We start from the raw sequence: 18,227 nt of genomic DNA on the forward strand, positions 1-18,227 counted from the left end.
CTTACTTACGACCCGCCAGCAGTTCCAGAACTTCATCCACGCTGGTGGTTTGCGCCAGACGTTCGATCACGGATTCATCATCCAGTGCATTGGTCAGACTGGTAATTACCTGGATGTGCTCGTTGTTGCGTGCGGCAATACCAATCACCAGGCGGGCAATGTCGTCTTCTTCTTCGCCAAAGCGAACGCCTTCTGGGTACTGGCAGAACACCACACCCGTTTTCAACACGCGGTCTTTGGCTTCAACGGTGCCGTGCGGAACGGCGATAGATTCACCCAGATAGGTCGGGGTCAGTTTTTCACGTTCCAGCATTGCCGCAACGTATTCCGGCTCTACATAGCCGCCTTTCACCAGTTGCTCACCGGCAAAGAGAATCGCCTCTTCTTTGGTCGCCGCTTTACGACCCAGGAAGATATTTTCCGCACCCAGCTTGAACAGGTTGTTGTCGCCTTCGTCAAAGCTGTCTTTCAGATGATCGCGAACTTTCTCTTCGTTGACGTTGTGGCGCTGTGCCGCAACCAGGCGCTCGGTCAGGCTGCTGTACAGGCCGCTATCCAGGAAGTTGGTCAGCGAAATATGCTGCGCCTGAGGTACCTGACGCATCGCACGCTCAGTCAGATCGCGGTGAGTGATCACCAGATCCACATCTGGGGGCAGGCTGTTGATTGCACTGTTGGTGACAGAGATTTGGGTCAGCCCAGCATCCTGCACTTTTTTACGCAGCACACCTGCGCCCATGGCGCTTGAGCCCATACCAGCATCGCAAGCGACGATAATTTTACGCACGTGGCTCAGGTCATTGGTGACATCACCGGCAGTCAGCGCAGATGCACCTTTAGACTCGGCTTTCATGTCGTGCATACGACGGGTTGCCGCATCGATATCGTCCTCTTCTTCTTTTACTTTGCTGGTTTTCAGCAAAATAGAAGAGACAACGAAGGAGACTGCCATTGCTGCGCAGATTGCGGCGATGTTAGCAAAGTAGGCACCTTTTGGCGTCATCGCCAGTACTGCCAGAATGGAACCCGGAGAGGCCGGAGAAACCAGACCGCCGTTGAGAATGGTCAGTGTGAACACACCGGTCATACCGCCAAGGATAACGGCGAGGATCAGACGTGGGTTCATCAGCACGTACGGGAAGTAGATTTCGTGGATACCGCCCAGGAAGTGGATGATTGCCGCACCGCCCGCTGACTGCTTAGCGCTGCCGCGACCGAAGAACATGTATGCCAGCAGAACGCCCATCCCCGGACCCGGGTTCGCTTCAATCAGGAAGAAGATGGATTTGCCCATTTCATGGGACTGCTGGATGCCCAACGGTGAGAAGATACCGTGGTTGATGGCGTTGTTGAGGAACAGGATTTTCGCCGGTTCAACGAAGATAGACGCCAGCGGCAGCATGTCATGGACGACCATGAAGTTAACGCCAGCAGCCAGAATTTTGGACAGTGCTTCAACCAGCGGACCAATGCCGAGGAACGCCAGAATGGCGAGGATCATACCGATGATGCCAGCGGAGAAGTTATTCACCAGCATCTCAAAACCGGACTTGATCTTACCATCTACCCAGCTATCGAAATGTTTGATTGCCCAGCCACCCAACGGACCTGCGATCATCGCGCCGAGGAACATTGGCATATCCGCACCAACGATAACACCCATCGTGGTGATTGCACCCACCACACCACCGCGATCGCCACCGACCAGACGTCCGCCGGTATAGCCTATCAGTAACGGCAACAGGTAGGTGATCATCGGTCCAACAAGCTTCGCCAGCGTTTCGTTCGGCAACCACCCTGTTGGAATGAATAATGCGGTGATAATACCCCACGCGATAAACGCGCCGATATTTGGCATCACCATGTTGCTGAGGAATCGACCAAAGCTTTGCACCTTGATCTTAATATCGGATGACATAAAAACACCCCTTCTTATGTTGCTGTCGCGCAGGCTGGAAGCCCGAGGATTATTGTTAATGTGGCGGCAGAGGTAGCCGTACCCTGTAGATACTGCGAAATTTGGCACTGAATCGTTCAACTGTCCAGTCGACGACTTGTTGTGTGATTTTTGTCACATAAATATAGGGGGTAGAGCGGTATTTGATGTGATATTGATCACGATAATGCTGTGTAAAAAAACAACAAAATGATCGTAGCGGCAAAAAATGGCAATTAAATGTGACTGTGATCACTTTTTTTCTTTGATGGTTTGTTGGATTTTTGTGATATAAATCACAAGATATTTTTGCTGCGACGTCGTGTGGAGGTGATCCATGAGAGGTTCTCCCCTTCACGTTAACACCCCTGAAATTGAGCAACCTCTCACCGCGAAAATTTAGCATTTCGTGCTATGGCGAAAATGATGATTTCGAATTATGTTCAAAACATCAGCCATGATAGTCATCGGCTGCCTGCAATTTAAAACTCTTATTAAACGTGAACGCGAGGCAGGTATGTTTCTAAATTATTTCGCGTTAGGAGTGCTGATCTTCGTTTTCCTGATTCTGTTTTATGGAATCATCGCGATTCACGATATCCCCTATTTGATTGCAAAAAAGCGCAATCACCCCCATGCCGACGCCATCCACACGGCGGGTTGGGTGAGCCTGTTTACGCTGCATATTATCTGGCCGTTTCTGTGGATTTGGGCAACGCTCTATCAGCCGGAACGAGGCTGGGGCATGCAATCCCACGTCAAACCGGCAGGGCAGGAGCCTGACCCCGACATTGCCGCGCTGTCAGAGCGTATTACACAGCTAGAACAAAAACTGGCCCGGGTACAAACCCCCGACGATGATTCCTCTGTGGAGCGCTAATCATGGATCTGCTGATTGTGTTGACCTACGTGGCGTTAGCGTGGGCGGTGTTTAAGATTTTCAGGATCCCGGTCAATCAATGGACGTTGGCAACGGCAGCATTAGGCGGCGTGTTTATCGTCAGTGGTTTGATTCTCTTAATGAACTATAACCACCCCTATACCTTTACCGCGCAGAAAGCGGTTATTTCTATTCCGATCACGCCGCAGGTCACCGGGATTGTTAGCGAAGTGACGGATAAAAGTAATCAGTTGATTAAAAAGGGCGAAGTGTTGTTTAAACTCGACCCTGTTCGTTATCAGGCGCGAGTCGATCGACTGCAGGCTGACCTGGTGACGGAGACGCACAATATACAGACGTTAAAAGCGCAACTTTCTGAAGCGCAGGCGAATACCGCGCGGGTAAGCGCCGAACGCGACCGGCTGTTCAAAGATTATCAACGTTACCTGAAAGGCAGCCAGGCGAAGGTGAATCCTTTCTCTGAAAGCGATATCGACAATGCGCGGCAAAACTATCTGGCGCAAGATGCCATGGTAAAAGGCACCGTTGCCGAACAAGCGCAAATTCAGAGTCAGTTAGACAGTATGGTTAACGGTGAGCAGTCGCAGATCGTCAGCCTGAGAGCGCAGCTGACGGAAGCCAAATATAACCTTGAACAAACGGTCATTCGCGCTCCCAGCAACGGTTATGTTACCCAGGTGCTCATCAGCCCAGGCACCTATGCGGCCGCACTACCGTTACGTCCAGTGATGGTGTTTATTCCTGAGCAAAAAAGACAAATCATTGCGCAATTCCGCCAAAATTCATTATTACGCCTTGAAGCGGGTGATGATGCGGAAGTGGTGTTCAATGCGCTGCCAGGGCAAGTTTTTCACGGCAAGCTGAGAATCGTTTTACCGGTGGTTCCCGGTGGCTCTTACCAGGCTCAGGGGGCTTTGCAGTCGCTGACGGTGGTTCCGGGAACGGATGGCGTCCTTGCGCTGATTGATTTGGATCCGAACGCCGACGTAGACGCGCTGCCCGACGGTATCTATGCGCAGGTGGCGGTTTACTCTGACCATTTCGCCCACGTATCCGTCATGCGTAAGGTATTGCTGCGCATGACCAGCTGGATGCACTATCTCTATTTAGATCACTAATGAAATGAAAGGCAGGAGTGCGATAAGCATCACCTGCCTTTTGCTCATTCCTGAGCCATACTGATATTTTTGTTGGCAAAAAGGACTGAACATGAAACTCATCGGCAGCTACACCAGCCCATTTGTACGCAAAATTTCCATTCTGTTACTGGAAAAGGGCATCACCTTCGAATTTGTTAATGAACTCCCTTACAATGCAGAAAATGGCGTGGCGGAGTATAACCCGCTGGGTAAAGTTCCCGCGTTGGTGACTGACGACGGGGAGTTCTGGTTCGATTCGCCTATCATTGCGGAATATATCGAATTGCTGGATATTGCGCCGGCCATGCTACCGCGTGAACCGATGGCGTCGCTGAAAGTACGCCAGCTTGAGGCGCTGGCGGACGGCATTATGGACGCCGGGCTGGTTTCCGTGCGTGAACAGGCGCGACCCGCCGCACAGCAATCAGAAACGGAACTGCTGCGCCAGCGGGAGAAGATCAACCGCAGCCTGGATGCCATTGAGGGCTATCTCGTGAAGGGGACGCTCACCACCGATACGGTAAACCTGGCCACCATCGCGATTGCCTGTGCGGTGGGCTACCTCAACTTCCGCCGCGTGGCGCCAGGCTGGTGTGTGGACAGACCGCAATTAGTCAAACTGGTTGAAACGCTCTTTAGTCGTGAAAGCTTCGCACGCACGGAACCACCAAAGGCTTGATGCGTATTATGTCCGCCTGAATAAACTCACGGTACAATCCCCCCTATGTCGATTTCCCTCTCCACAACGGAGAGGGCCACCAACAGCCAGGCTTTTCCATGACAACCGAAACGCGTTCGCTTTACAGTCAGCTTCCCGCTATTGATCGCTTATTGCGTGATAGCGCCTTTCATTCTTTGCGTGACATTCACGGGCATACCCAGGTGGTGGAGCTGCTTCGCCAGATGCTCAATGAAGCCAGAGAGATGATACGGGACGTGCAGGCATTGCCGGTGTGGAGTGATAACTGGGCACAAGAGGCGAAAGCCCGACTGGAAAAAGAATCGCAAAGCGCGTTACGTCCGGTGTTCAATCTGACGGGAACGGTACTGCACACCAATCTCGGGCGTGCGCTACTGGCGCAAGAGGTTATTGACGCGGTAACAGATGCCATGCGTTCACCGGTAACGCTGGAGTATGACCTGGATGATGCTGGCCGCGGGCACCGCGATCGGGCGATCGCGGCGTTGTTATGTCGCATCACCGGCGCGGAAGATGCCTGTATTGTTAATAACAACGCGGCGGCGGTATTGCTGATGCTGGCGGCGACGGCCAGCGGTAAAGAGGTGGTCGTTTCCCGTGGTGAACTGGTTGAGATTGGCGGTGCATTTCGTATTCCGGATGTGATGCGCCAGGCGGGCTGTATGCTGCATGAGGTGGGGACAACTAACCGGACGCATGCAAATGATTATCGTCAGGCGGTGAACGAGAACACCGGTTTGTTGATGAAAGTGCATACCAGCAACTACAGCATCGAAGGATTTACGCATTCGGTGGATGAAGCTGAATTAGCGACGATCGGGATGGAGCGGGATATTCCGGTGGTAACGGATCTGGGTAGTGGATCACTGGTGGATCTGAGTGAGTATGGTTTGCCAAAAGAGCCGATGCCGCAGCAACTGATTGCTGCCGGCGTCAGCCTGGTGAGTTTTTCTGGCGACAAACTGTTGGGTGGACCACAGGCCGGAATTATTGTTGGTAAGAAAGAGATGATTGCCCGTTTGCAAAGTCATCCACTGAAACGTGCGCTGCGGGCGGATAAAATGACTCTCGCGGCGCTGGAAGCGACACTGCGGCTGTACCTGCACCCGGAAGCGTTAGCGGAGAAATTACCGACGCTGCGGCTGTTAACCCGTAAAGAAGCGGCGATTCAGGCGCAGGCGCAGCGGTTACAGTCGTTACTTACCGCGCACTATGAAAGCGTGTTTGCCGTCAATGTCATGCCTTGTCTGTCGCAGATTGGCAGCGGTTCACTGCCTGTTGATCGGTTGCCCAGCGCGGCACTGACTTTTACCCCGCATGATGGGCGGGGAAGCCATCTCGATGCGCTGGCAGCGCGCTGGCGTGCGCTACCCACCCCCATCATTGGCCGAATTTATGATGGCCGCTTATGGCTGGATTTGCGCTGTCTTGAAGATGAAACCCGGTTTATGGAGCTGATGTTGAAATGATTATTGCCACTGCCGGACACGTTGACCACGGTAAAACAACGTTATTACAGGCAATTACGGGGGTGAATGCCGATCGCCTGCCTGAAGAAAAGAAACGCGGCATGACTATCGATCTGGGATATGCCTACTGGCCTCAACCGGATGGCCGCGTGCTTGGATTTATTGACGTTCCGGGCCACGAGAAATTTTTGTCTAACATGTTGGCAGGCGTGGGGGGGATTGATCATGCATTGCTGGTGGTCGCCTGTGACGACGGCGTGATGGCGCAAACACGCGAACATCTCCAGATCCTAAAGCTGACGGGAGATCCGCAACTCACCGTCGCACTCACCAAAGCCGATCGCGTGGATGAGGCGCGAATTGACGAGGTGCGTGAAGAGATCCAAACGACGCTGGCCCACTATGGTTTTTCCGGGGCTGAGCTGTTTGTGACCGCCGCCAGTGAAGGGCGCGGCATTGACACGTTACGTGAACATCTGCAGCAATTATCTCCGCGTGCCCATGCCAGCAACCAGAGTTTCCGCCTGGCCCTTGATCGCGCTTTTACGGTGAAAGGGGCGGGACTGGTGGTGACCGGGACTGCGCTCAGCGGCGAAGTCAATGTTGGCGACACATTGTGGCTCACCGGCGTGAATAAACCGATGCGTGTACGTAGCCTGCATGCGCAGAATAAGCCGACGGAGCACGCCCACGCGGGGCAGCGTATCGCGTTAAACATCGCGGGTGACGCGGAAAAAGATCAGCTTAACCGTGGCGACTGGCTGCTCTCCGATGCGCCGCCGGAAGCATTCACACGCGTCATTGTCTCTTTAGAACAACAGACGCCGCTCACGCAGTGGCAGCCACTGCATATTCACCATGCCGCCAGCCATGTGACCGGGCGCGTCTCCCTGCTGGAAGGTACGCTGGCTGAACTGGTTTTTGATACTCCGCTCTGGCTTGCTGATAACGACCGGCTGGTATTGCGTGATATCTCCGCGCGCGCCACGTTGGCGGGAGCGCGTATTGTGATGCTCAATCCGCCACGCCGTGGTAAGCGTAAGCCAGACTATCTACAGTGGCTGTCGGCGTTGGAGAATGCGCAGGATGACAGCGCCGCGCTGGCGATTCATCTGGAACGTGGCGCCGTCAATTTGCCCGATTTTGCGTGGGCCCGCCAGCTCAATGGGGAGGGTATGCGTCAACTGATTGATCAGCCCGGTTTTATCCAGGCCGGATACAGCCTGTTGAACGCCCCAGTCGCTGCCCGCTGGCAGCGTAAAATCCTGGATACGCTGGCGACCTACCATGAACAGCATCGTGACGAACCGGGACCCGGACGCGAGCGCCTGCGACGTATGGCGCTGCCGATGGAAGACGAAGCGTTGGTGCTGTTGCTGATTGAACGTATGCGGGAAAGCGGCGTTATTCATAGCCATCATGGATGGTTGCATCTCCCCGATCACAAAGCGGGGTTCAGCGACGAGCAACAGGCCATCTGGCGAAAAACGGAATCGCTGTTTGGCGATGAACCCTGGTGGGTGCGGGATCTGGCGCGGGAAACCGCAACAGATGAGCAAATCATGCGTCAGGTATTACGACAAGCCGCACAGCAAGGGATGATTACGGCAATCGTGAAAGATCGTTATTACCGTAATGATCGGATTGTCTCTTTTGCCAATATGATCCGCGACCTGGATCGGGAAAAAGGGTCGACCTGCGCGGCAGATTTTCGCGATCGACTCAATGTTGGGCGAAAACTCGCTATTCAGATTCTGGAATATTTTGACCGGATTGGGTTTACTCGCCGTCGGGGAAATGATCATTTGTTACGAGATGCTTTATTATTTCCTGAAAGGAAATGATACGATTAATGTTTATATTGATTAAAATGATACAAAAAATATATTGATTTTAAAAAGGCACATTGGGTTATTAACCTAATGTGCCTTTTCTTTCCGCCATTATGAAAAAAAACAACACCGATCATATTTTGAATTAACGTTAATTCGTATTCTGCTGGCCTTATTTATAAATTTAAGGACAGATTTATGGCTGCTTCTACATTTTTTATTCCTGCAGTTAATATCATTGGCACCGACTCATTAAAAGACGCAATGAATACAATGGCGGAATATGGGTTTCGCCGCACATTAATTGTGACTGATGCCGTACTGACGCAATTAGGAATGGCGGGTGAAATTCAAAAAGCACTGCAGGAACGTGATATTTTCAGCGTGGTTTATGATGGTACGCAGCCTAATCCAACCACTGCAAACGTGGTTGCAGGGCTGAAAATGCTCGAAGAAAATGCGTGTGACAGCGTGATTTCGCTGGGCGGCGGCTCTCCCCACGATTGCGCAAAAGGTATTGCGCTGGTGGCGGCTAACGGTGGTGATATCCGTGATTATGAAGGTGTGGACCGCTCAGCGAAACCACAACTGCCGATGATTGCCATCAACACCACGGCAGGAACGGCGTCGGAAATGACCCGTTTCTGCATCATCACTGACGAAGCCCGCCATATTAAAATGGCGATTGTGGATAAACATGTCACACCGCTTCTCTCCGTAAATGACTCTTCGCTGATGGTCGGTATGCCGAAATCGTTAACCGCAGCGACCGGAATGGATGCGTTAACCCACGCGATCGAAGCATATGTTTCTATTGCCGCAACGCCTGTCACCGACGCATGCGCTTTGAAAGCCGTTACCATGATTGCTGAGAATCTGCCGACTGCGGTTGAAGATGGCAGCAATGCGAAGGCGCGTGAAGCGATGGCCTATGCGCAGTTCCTGGCGGGAATGGCGTTTAACAATGCGTCTCTTGGCTATGTGCATGCGATGGCGCACCAGCTCGGCGGTTTCTATGACCTGCCGCATGGTGTGTGCAACGCTGTATTGTTACCACACGTCCAGGTGTTTAACAGCCAGGTTGCGGCAGGACGTTTGCGTGATTGTGCCGCGGCGATGGGGGTGAATATCGCGGAGCTGGACGATGCGCAAGGGGCACAGGCCTGTATCGACGCAATTCGCGAACTGGCGCAGCAGGTGAACATTCCAGCGGGTCTGCGTGATCTGAACGTGAAAGAAGACGATATTCCGGTGCTGGCGACCAATGCGCTGAAAGATGCCTGCGGACTGACCAACCCGATTCAGGCGACCCACGAGGAGATCATGGCGATTTATCGCGCTGCCATGTAATTCGTGATACTTGTCGTAAAGCATGAAAAGGCTGGCGAAGATTTCGCCAGCCGCGTCTACCCTTGTAGTACCCCACTAGCTAAGGAGACGTTCATGACTAATAACCCCCCTTCAACACGTATCCAGCCCGGCGAGTATGGTTATCCTCTGAAGTTAAAAGCCCGTTACGACAACTTTATCGGTGGCGACTGGGTAGCGCCTGCGGACGGTGAGTACTACCAGAACCTGACGCCTGTCACTGGGCAGTTGCTGTGTGAAGTGGCCTCTTCCGGCAAAAAAGATATCGATCTGGCGCTTGATGCTGCCCATAAGATTAAAGACAAATGGGCGCATACCTCTGTACAGGATCGCGCAGCCATTCTGTTCAAAATTGCCGATCGTATGGAGCAAAACCTGGAACTGCTGGCAACGGCGGAAACCTGGGACAACGGCAAACCGATTCGTGAAACCAGCGCTGCCGACGTGCCGTTGGCTATTGATCATTTCCGTTATTTTGCCTCGTGCATCCGTGCGCAGGAAGGTGGTATCAGTGAAGTGGACAGCGACACGGTCGCTTACCATTTCCATGAACCGCTTGGCGTGGTGGGACAAATCATTCCGTGGAACTTCCCACTGCTGATGGCAAGCTGGAAAATGGCGCCAGCGCTGGCGGCAGGCAACTGTGTGGTGCTCAAGCCTGCGCGTTTGACGCCGCTTTCGGTGCTGCTGCTGATGGAAATCATTGGCGATTTGTTGCCGCCGGGTGTGGTGAACGTGGTGAACGGTGCGGGTGGGGAGATCGGTGAATATCTGGCTACCTCAAAGCGCATCGCAAAAGTGGCGTTTACCGGTTCAACGGAAGTTGGGCAGCAGATCATGCAGTACGCCACGCAAAACATTATTCCAGTGACGCTGGAGTTGGGTGGGAAATCCCCGAATATCTTCTTTGCTGACGTGATGGATGAAGAAGATGCGTTCTTCGACAAGGCATTGGAAGGTTTTGCCCTCTTCGCATTTAATCAGGGCGAAGTCTGTACCTGCCCGAGTCGTGCGCTGGTACACGAGTCCATTTATGAGCGCTTTATGGAACGGGCGATTCGCCGGGTGGAGAGCATCCGCAGCGGTAATCCGCTCGACAGCGTGACGCAGATGGGGGCGCAGGTCTCTCATGGTCAGATGGAAACCATTCTGAATTACATTGATATTGGTAAGAAAGAAGGGGCCGATGTTCTGACGGGCGGACGGCGTAAGCAACTGGAAGGCGAACTAAAAGAGGGTTATTACCTCGAGCCGACCATCCTGTTCGGTAAGAACAATATGCGCGTATTCCAGGAGGAGATCTTCGGCCCGGTGCTGGCGGTGACAACCTTCAAAACGATGGATGAGGCGCTGGCGCTCGCAAACGACACGCAATATGGCCTCGGTGCGGGAGTCTGGAGTCGCAACGGCAGTCTGGCCTATAAAATGGGGCGTGGCATTCAGGCCGGGCGCGTGTGGACCAACTGTTATCATGCTTATCCCGCGCATGCCGCGTTTGGGGGCTATAAGCAGTCGGGCATTGGCCGTGAGACACATAAAATGATGCTCGAGCACTATCAGCAAACCAAATGTCTGCTGGTGAGCTACTCTGATAAGCCGCTAGGATTGTTCTGATTGTATAAGCAGACAGCCTTATGGCTGTCTGCATCGTAATCTAGTTATACAGTGCTGCTGTAGATTTTAACGTTTCACTGAACGTATATATATCATCTAAGGTTTCTATTGGATGGCGAGTTTCATTTTTTTCTAGATCAAATAAACCGATATATTTTTGATTTCTATTGAAATGTAGTCTGCATAGCGGCTTTCTATTATTATCATCCACCAGTATACCAAAGTAACTTTTTGTATCTCTATGCACTATTCTGGGGGCGTCAATTACCGTCCTGACAATAGCTTTAACGATATGAAATCCTTCAAGCTCATCCATGGTTGTATTTATTTCTGAGTCATCTCTGCTACTGTTGTTGTCGTTCTCTGCTTCTTTGGATGAATCGTCCTGGATTGGAATGGCGTTGCCTCCAATCGCTGACTTCAATCTTTCATTTACCTGGCTATTAATATATTGACTTGCGGCTTTCTTAGTAAGCGTTGTGAAGGTGTCTCGAACTTTTTGAGTTAACATTCCATCATAAATTCTTGATGCAAAAAATTTAACAAAATCCTCTTCGGGGTTACTCATTTGCGCATGAAGGATTTTTTTGATTAGACTGACGTATTTTAATTCTCCCGCAGCATTAATGATTGACTCTAAGTCAAATGCAGATTTCGTTAGTTTTTTTATCTCTGGAATTATGGTTTCATCTAGATCGAGAAGATTGATTTCAAGGAATGGTTTTTCATCCATTTTATTGGGAGCATCTAAATCAGTAAAAAACTTATACTCTTGTCCGTTTGTCAGGATGGAAATCCTGGCATTGGTTACATGGAAATAGCGAAATAGTTGTGAAGCATGATTTATATTGAGTTGTTCTCCTATTTTTTTACACTCAATTAAAATTTGGACCTCGCCATTTTTTAGTATTGCATAATCAATTTTTTCACCTTTTTTGGTTCCAACATCACATACAAATTCTGGAATGACTTCTGTAGGATCAAAGACATCGTAACCAAGTACGTTGTTGATAAATGGCATAACAAAAGCATTTTTTGTTGCTTCTTCTGTTTCCGTAGCACCAGATTGCTGTTTTATTTTAGAAGCCAGTATGTTTAGCTTTTCCATAAATTCAATAGACATGAAAACTCCTTTTTGGTTGGCTAATATTAGCCATTACTGATGAATGGTTAATATAGAGTTAGGTCAAAAAATGAATCATCAATACTTACTGCATATGGATAGACCATGTTGCATATATTGCAAGAATATTTAACCTCAAAGTTTGACACTCATCACGTAACCAGTAAAAATATTAAAGATATTATTACTGCTGAATTTAAATTTCCTTCCATGGTGCAAATTTTACTTACATATTCTTGATGTCTGGGTTAATGCCTGTACGACTAAAGCAAAAGAATAATATGAGGCCAGATATTTAAGTTAGAGGGACATTGAGCATCTTTGTTTACTTTGAGGATAAGGGGGGTTGATAAGGTACGACATTGCATGCTTAGTAAGCCTGACGCATACCAGAGGGTTACTCTGATCAGTAATTGATTGTAAATCAGACTATTCCATTTTGATGAGCTAATTGCGCGACGTTGGCAGTATCAGGAAAAACCATAATCCACACCATTCTTATGGTATATACAAATCAATATGACTTTATATAAATATGGTCATTGCCTGGTGAGCGCTCCCCCCATTACTATCGTCCGAATGTATTTGTTTTTGTTAAAATGCTGATTGATATGTTTGGGTTTTTGAGGGAAATATGTTCCTGAATTATTTTGCGTTAGGCGTATTGGTTGTCGTATTCCTGGTTATTTTTTATGGGATTATCATTCTGCATGATATTCCCTACCTCATTGCGAAAAAACGTAATCATCCACATGCCGATGCGATACATGTCGCCGGTTGGGTGAGTTTGTTTACGTTACATATTATTTGGCCCTTCTTATGGATTTGGGCCACGCTTTATCGTCCGGACCGCGGGTGGGGAATGCAAAGTCATAATCCCGACCTTATTGAGTTGCAACAGCGTGTCGCCGGACTGGAAAAAAAACTGGTCGAGGCTAAGTCCTCCCCAGCGGAGTAATTTTTATGGATTTACTGATTATTCTCACTTACGTGGCTTTTGCATGGGCCATGTTTAAGATCTTCAAAATTCCCGTCAATAAATGGACAATACCGACTGCTGCACTAGGCGGTATATTTATTGTTAGCGCCCTAATATTACTGATGAACTATAACCATCCGTATACCTTTAAAGCGCAGAAGGCAGTGGTCTCCATTCCTGTCGTGCCGTTGGTGACGGGTACTGTCATTGAAGTGACGGATAAGAAAGATACCCTGATAAAAAAAGGGGAAGTTCTTTTTAAATTGAATCCAGGACGTTATCAGGCCCGGGTTGATCGTCTGCAGGCTGATATTGTCACGGCGAGCCATAAAGAGCAGTCGCTTGTCGCGCAACTGGCAGAAATGCAGGCCAATACTCAAAAGGCGAAAGCCACGCGGGATCGCCTCGGGAAAGATTATCAACGTTACCTGCAGGGGAGCCAGGCAAAAGTAAATCCGTTCTCGGAACGCGACATTGATGCTGCTCGCCAGAATTATCTGGCGCAGGAAGCGGCAGTAAAATCATCCATTGCCGAAGAGCAGCAGATTCAAAGTCAGTTAGACAGTCTGGTTCAGGGTGAAAACTCGCAGGTCGCCAGCCTCAGAGCACAACTTGCGGAAGCGGAATTTAACCTTGAGCAAACCATCGTGCGTGCGCCGAGCGATGGATATGCGACGCAGGTATTGATTCGCCCGGGCACCTATGCCGCCGCTCTGCCTCTGCGTCCGGTAATGGTGTTTATTCCCAGCCAGAAACGGCAAATTATCGCCCAGTTCCGACAGAATTCGCTGCTGCGTCTGAAACCTGGCGATGAAGCTGAAGTGGTGTTTAACGCCTTGCCGGGGAAAGTGTATAGCGGGAAGCTCTCTTCTATTAGTCCCGCAGTTCCAGGGGGGACATATCAGTCGATGGGCGCCTTACAATCTTTAAACATAACGCCGGGAACGGATGGGGTGATTGCCAGCATTGAGCTGAATGAGAATGCGGATTTCAACGCGCTGCCTGACGGTATCTTCGCCCAGGTTGCCGTCTATTCCGAGCACTTTAGCCACGTCTCCATTATGCGTAAAGTGCTGCTGCGAATGACCAGTTGGATGCACTACCTGTATCTCGATCATTGATCTGTTAATTGACAAGCTTGCTCAGGTGATTTCTGGATTACGTGAGCAAGCTCATGACGAATTTCATTTAGCAACTCATCCAGGACATATTGCACCCGCCACGGTTGATACTCGCGCTTGCGGAAGATAACGACTAAATCCAGCCACCACTGATGTTGTTCCGGAAAACAGGGGATTAATGTCCCGGACTGAATATCCTGCTTTAATGATGTATCAGGCGCAAAGACAATGCCCAAATGATTACGGGCAAGGTCGAGTGCTGCTTGCGTATTGTCGCAAACATAATTTCCTTTCACCCGATATTCATGAATGTCGCCTCCACCGTTTGAGGCAAAACGCCAGATATTAGTATCATCAATCATCATCGAATCAATAAGAATACAGGAATGATTTTCAAGTTCATCGGGATGATTAATTGGGTGTTTTTTTAGATATTCACGACTTGCGTAAGCGCTGACTGTATATTTTGCCAGAAATGAGGCAACCAACGTTTGGTCTTTTGGTGGAGCATACGTCACCATAATGTCGCAGTCATCGGGAAAGTCGACGCCCTCATAAAATGCTTTTCGTTCAAGGTTTGATGTTTTGAGTATCAAGGTAATATCGCCAATATCAGTTATATTAGCGATAATATTCTTAGATAAATAAGAAGTAATACCTGTAGGCGCATACAAAGTAACGCGTCCGCGTTTCTCATGCTTATAATCAGCAATAAAATTAGTTAACTGATTATTTTTATCCAGGCAAGTGTTGATATACGGAAGAAGCGCGGCCCCAAACGGTGTGAGCGTCAGTTGTCGGGTGGTTCTGTCGAATACCTTTAAGCCTATTTTTGATTCAAAATCAGCAAGATACTTGCTAACGTTTGCCTGTGCGATACCCAGCGCTAACGCGGCGTGGCTGATGTTTTCGCTGGCAGCAATCACCGAGATAATCTTTAATTCTCTCAGCTTGAGTTGTTGTTTATTCATTATAGAATCCATATATATATGAATTTATATATTACTATATAAATAAGTGCATTGCATCGATGAAATTGTAAGCATTATTATGCACGCGCTTTGTAGCATATTTTAAAATGGAAAGTTTGGCATGTTAATTAAACGCAATATTTTGGCAATATTTGCAATGTCTTTTATGGCTAGTGCAACTGCTTCAGAATTCTCTCTTGGTGCAGGTGCTGTTTATAATGAATCACCTTATCGCGGATATAATGAAAATGTTCACGCGGTACCGCTGATCAGTTACGAAAGTGAGTCTTTTTATTTCAGACAAACATCCTTAGGCTATATTCTTTCAAAAAATGAGAATAATGAATTTAGCTTAACTGCTTCCTGGATGCCGCTGGAGTTTGATCCTGCCGACAACGATGAGCATGACATGAAGCAGCTGGATAAGCGCGACAGCACAGCCATGGTTGGTGCCGCATGGTATCACCACCAGAAGTGGGGAAGCGTGAAAGTCTCTGCTGCCGCAGATGTTTTGGATAACAGCAATGGTTGGGTCGGTGAAGTTTCAGTTTTCCGCCAAATGCCTGTGGGTAAATTTACCCTTACACCGTCTGCTGGTGTCTTCTATTACGACGAAAATTTCAACGACTACTACTACGGTGTATCGGGCAGCGAATCCCGCCGCAGCGGACTGTCCAGCTACTCTCCTGACGACAGCTGGATGCCGTATGTGGGTCTGACCATGAAGTATCCGTTAACCAACAATCTGGTGCTGGTTGCCAACGCAACGTATACCGTGCTGCCGGACGATGTGAAAGACAGCCCGATGGTGGATCGCGACGACAGTTTCGCTTTCATGACTGGGCTGAGCTGGCGCTTCTGATTATCATCCCGTTTGCCCTCAGGGAAGGGGGCGAATTTTTACGTCATATCGTGAAATACCGCAATGGTTGACCGGACAGAACGCGTTAGCGCCGCTGTCCGGCAAGTTGTTCATCACTTCTCGTTGATCCAAATCCTCATTTCCCTCTACACGTTTGAATAGCAATGACCCGGGGAAACTCGCTGACTGGGAATCAACGTATCAGGCAAAACACCAGAACATGACGGGCATATGACAAAAATGAATGATTTCCGTTGTCGGATCAAAGCAGCGCTGGCGGCCTCTCTGGCACTCTGGCGTTTTAGGTCATCGGGAGCAGGTCATGAACCCCTTCATTGTGGCGGATGCAGCGAAGTGCATTGGATGTCGGACCTGCGAAGTTGCCTGTGTGGTCTCACATCAGGAGCACCAGGACTGTGCCGCAGTGTCCTCCAAAGAATTCGTCTCGCGAATTCGGGTTGTTAAAGATAACACGTTCACAACGGCAGTCGCCTGCCATCAATGTGAAGACGCGCCGTGCGCGAACGTCTGCCCGACGCAGGCTATTCGTCGAGAACATGGACATATCTTCGTTGAGCAATCGCGCTGTATCGGGTGTAAAAGTTGTATGCTGGCATGCCCGTTTGGGGCGATGAATGTGGTGTCGACGTTGTCCCGGGCGCAGGCCATCAAATGCGATCTATGCTGGCATCGCGAGGCGGGGCCCGCCTGCGTCGAGGCTTGTCCCACCCATGCCTTAGCGTGCCTGGATGTCGCCACGTTACAACGTCAACGTCTGCTTTCCCAACCGTTGTGAACGTCACACTCCCGGTAATCATGGCCGGGAGTGTGATGGTTTGTCAGCCCTCAAGCCAGGCGCGTTCAATCTCTTCTGCCAGAATTTTTACGCCCGCTTCGATTTTTTCCGGATCGGGAACGTAATTCATCCGCATGCATTGGTGCGTGTGCGGCCACGGTTTATCAAGACCTGGGAAGAAGTAGTCGCCAGGCACCATCAGCACGCCGCGTTTTTTCAGGCGCTGATAGAGCAATTCCGTCGTTATGGGCAACTCTTTAAACCACAACCACAAGAAAATGGCGCCTTCCGGTTTATGGATCAGGCAGCGCTCTTCAGATAAATAGCGGCGAATGATGGCAATCGTCTCCTGAACGCGCTGGTAATAAAACGGTTTTATCACGGTCTCTGACAGGCGCAGCAGATCGTTGCGTTTGATCATTTCGCACATCATCGCGGGACCCATACCACCAGGCGCCAGGCTGATAATGCCGTTCATGTTGGTGATGGCGGTGATGATTTTTTCATTGGCTATAATAATGCCGCAGCGAGAACCCGGCAGCCCCAGCTTGGAGAGGCTCATGCACAGGATAATGTTGGGATTCCACAATGGCCGCGCGTCGCTGAAAATAATCCCCGGGAAGGGAACGCCATAAGCGTTATCAATCACCAGCGGAATGCCGTGCTGGTGAGCCAGAGCATCCAGTTTCATCAATTCTTCATCAGTGATGACATTGCCTGTTGGGTTTGTTGGGCGCGATACACAGATCATGCCCGTCTCTTCACCGATATGCAGGTGTTCAAAATCAACGTGATATTTAAACTGGCCTTCCGGTAACAGCTCAATATTCGGGCGTGCGGAAACAAAGAGATCTTCCTCCAGACCCGAATCGGCATAGCCAATGTATTCCGGCGCGAGCGGGAAAAGCACTTTTTTGGTTGTACCGTCGGCACGGCGCCCGGCAAAGAGATTAAACAAGTAGAAAAATGCGCTCTGACTACCATTTGTTAGCGCAATATTTTGTGGCCCGATATCCCAACCCAGCGTTTCACGGAGCAGTGCGGCGAGCGCATCCAGTAATTCGGTTTTCCCCTGCGGACCGTCATAATTACAAAGCGCATCAGTGGCTTTGCCATTTTCCAGCATCTCGGCCAGCAGCGTGTGGAAGTATTCCTGCATTGCCGGGATTTGCGCCGGGTTACCGCCGCCAAGCATGATTGCGCCGGGCGTGCGCAAACCGTCGTTGAGGTCCTCCATCAGGCGGGTAATGCCTGAGTGGCGGGTAAATTTGTCGCCAAAAAGTGAGAATGTCATAGCAGGTGATCTGTCGGGCTAAGGAGTAAAGTGGCTAACCATAGCGCTACCTCTGACAGGGTGCAAATCAGACGACGGTGAAGCGATTTGCGTTTTATGCTGCTAATCTCCGCCTGGTAAGT

15 protein-coding genes are annotated in these 18,227 nt (G+C 50.0%); 11 read left to right on the forward strand and 4 right to left on the reverse strand.

Going from position 1 to position 18,227, the window contains the following annotated elements; genetic code table 11:
* Nucleotide 1: 1 nt before the first annotated feature.
* On the reverse strand, nucleotides 2–1,918 hold the full coding sequence (gene mtlA / locus CJP72_RS16405; protein ID WP_162382413.1) for a PTS mannitol transporter subunit IICBA: 1,917 nt from the start codon (nucleotides 1,916–1,918) through the stop codon (nucleotides 2–4).
* Between the two features lie 535 nt (nucleotides 1,919–2,453).
* Between mtlA and CJP72_RS16410 the strand changes: the two genes are divergently transcribed.
* The 7 genes from CJP72_RS16410 (at nucleotide 2,454) to aldB (ending at nucleotide 10,959) form a co-directional block, all read left to right on the forward strand.
* Complete coding sequence (locus CJP72_RS16410; protein ID WP_162382445.1) at nucleotides 2,454–2,816, forward strand: DUF3302 domain-containing protein; 363 nt, start codon at nucleotides 2,454–2,456, stop codon at nucleotides 2,814–2,816.
* Between the two features lie 2 nt (nucleotides 2,817–2,818).
* Nucleotides 2,819–3,955 carry an HlyD family secretion protein gene (locus tag CJP72_RS16415; protein WP_162382414.1) on the forward strand — a complete coding sequence of 379 codons (1,137 nt, stop codon included), beginning with the start codon at nucleotides 2,819–2,821 and terminating at the stop codon, nucleotides 3,953–3,955.
* A 91-nt stretch (nucleotides 3,956–4,046) separates the two neighbouring features.
* Nucleotides 4,047–4,655: a glutathione S-transferase gene (locus CJP72_RS16420; protein ID WP_162382415.1), complete on the forward strand. Its 609-nt coding sequence runs from the start codon at nucleotides 4,047–4,049 to the stop codon at nucleotides 4,653–4,655.
* Between the two features lie 98 nt (nucleotides 4,656–4,753).
* A complete protein-coding gene (selA, locus tag CJP72_RS16425) occupies nucleotides 4,754–6,145 on the forward strand; it encodes an L-seryl-tRNA(Sec) selenium transferase (protein ID WP_162382416.1) in 1,392 nt (463 codons plus the stop codon).
* On the forward strand, nucleotides 6,142–7,989 hold the full coding sequence (gene selB / locus CJP72_RS16430) for a selenocysteine-specific translation elongation factor (RefSeq protein WP_162382417.1): 1,848 nt from the start codon (nucleotides 6,142–6,144) through the stop codon (nucleotides 7,987–7,989). Before selA ends, selB begins: the two co-directional genes overlap by 4 nt.
* A gap of 186 nt (nucleotides 7,990–8,175) precedes the next feature.
* Nucleotides 8,176–9,327: an L-threonine dehydrogenase gene (yiaY, locus tag CJP72_RS16435; protein WP_162382418.1), complete on the forward strand. Its 1,152-nt coding sequence runs from the start codon at nucleotides 8,176–8,178 to the stop codon at nucleotides 9,325–9,327.
* 93 nt (nucleotides 9,328–9,420) lie between these two features.
* On the forward strand, nucleotides 9,421–10,959 hold the full coding sequence (gene aldB, locus CJP72_RS16440; protein ID WP_162382419.1) for an aldehyde dehydrogenase AldB: 1,539 nt from the start codon (nucleotides 9,421–9,423) through the stop codon (nucleotides 10,957–10,959).
* A gap of 40 nt (nucleotides 10,960–10,999) precedes the next feature.
* Here aldB and CJP72_RS16445 read toward each other — a convergent pair whose 3' ends face one another.
* Nucleotides 11,000–12,082 (reverse strand): type I restriction endonuclease, encoded by a 1,083-nt coding sequence (locus CJP72_RS16445; RefSeq protein ID WP_193568748.1) that lies wholly within the window; start codon nucleotides 12,080–12,082, stop codon nucleotides 11,000–11,002.
* A 634-nt stretch (nucleotides 12,083–12,716) separates the two neighbouring features.
* Here CJP72_RS16445 and CJP72_RS16450 point away from each other — a divergent pair.
* The gene (locus CJP72_RS16450) at nucleotides 12,717–13,040 is read left to right on the forward strand and encodes a DUF3302 domain-containing protein (protein ID WP_162382420.1); all 324 of its coding nucleotides are present in this window, start codon (nucleotides 12,717–12,719) and stop codon (nucleotides 13,038–13,040) included.
* Nucleotides 13,041–13,045: 5 nt separating this feature from the next.
* The gene (locus CJP72_RS16455) at nucleotides 13,046–14,182 is read left to right on the forward strand and encodes an HlyD family secretion protein (RefSeq protein WP_162382421.1); all 1,137 of its coding nucleotides are present in this window, start codon (nucleotides 13,046–13,048) and stop codon (nucleotides 14,180–14,182) included.
* On the opposite strand, the gene CJP72_RS16460 is transcribed toward CJP72_RS16455, so the two are convergent.
* The gene (locus CJP72_RS16460) at nucleotides 14,176–15,153 is read right to left on the reverse strand and encodes a LysR family transcriptional regulator (protein WP_162382422.1); all 978 of its coding nucleotides are present in this window, start codon (nucleotides 15,151–15,153) and stop codon (nucleotides 14,176–14,178) included. The genes CJP72_RS16455 and CJP72_RS16460 overlap by 7 nt on opposite strands.
* Before the next feature lie 121 nt (nucleotides 15,154–15,274).
* On the opposite strand from CJP72_RS16460, the gene CJP72_RS16465 reads away from it, so the two are divergent.
* Both CJP72_RS16465 and CJP72_RS16470 read left to right on the forward strand, forming a co-directional pair.
* Entirely contained in the window at nucleotides 15,275–16,015 is a 741-nt protein-coding gene (locus CJP72_RS16465) for a MipA/OmpV family protein (protein WP_162382423.1), read from the forward strand.
* A 322-nt stretch (nucleotides 16,016–16,337) separates the two neighbouring features.
* Nucleotides 16,338–16,811 carry a 4Fe-4S dicluster domain-containing protein gene (locus CJP72_RS16470; RefSeq protein WP_162382424.1) on the forward strand — a complete coding sequence of 158 codons (474 nt, stop codon included), beginning with the start codon at nucleotides 16,338–16,340 and terminating at the stop codon, nucleotides 16,809–16,811.
* A gap of 43 nt (nucleotides 16,812–16,854) precedes the next feature.
* Here the strand turns inward: CJP72_RS16470 and avtA are convergent, their stop codons facing one another.
* Nucleotides 16,855–18,105: a valine--pyruvate transaminase gene (gene avtA / locus CJP72_RS16475; protein WP_162382425.1), complete on the reverse strand. Its 1,251-nt coding sequence runs from the start codon at nucleotides 18,103–18,105 to the stop codon at nucleotides 16,855–16,857.
* Nucleotides 18,106–18,227: the final 122 nt, after the last annotated feature.

Source organism: Citrobacter sp. NCU1 (genome assembly GCF_010231475.1).
Classification (GTDB): Bacteria; Pseudomonadota; Gammaproteobacteria; order Enterobacterales; family Enterobacteriaceae; genus Citrobacter_D.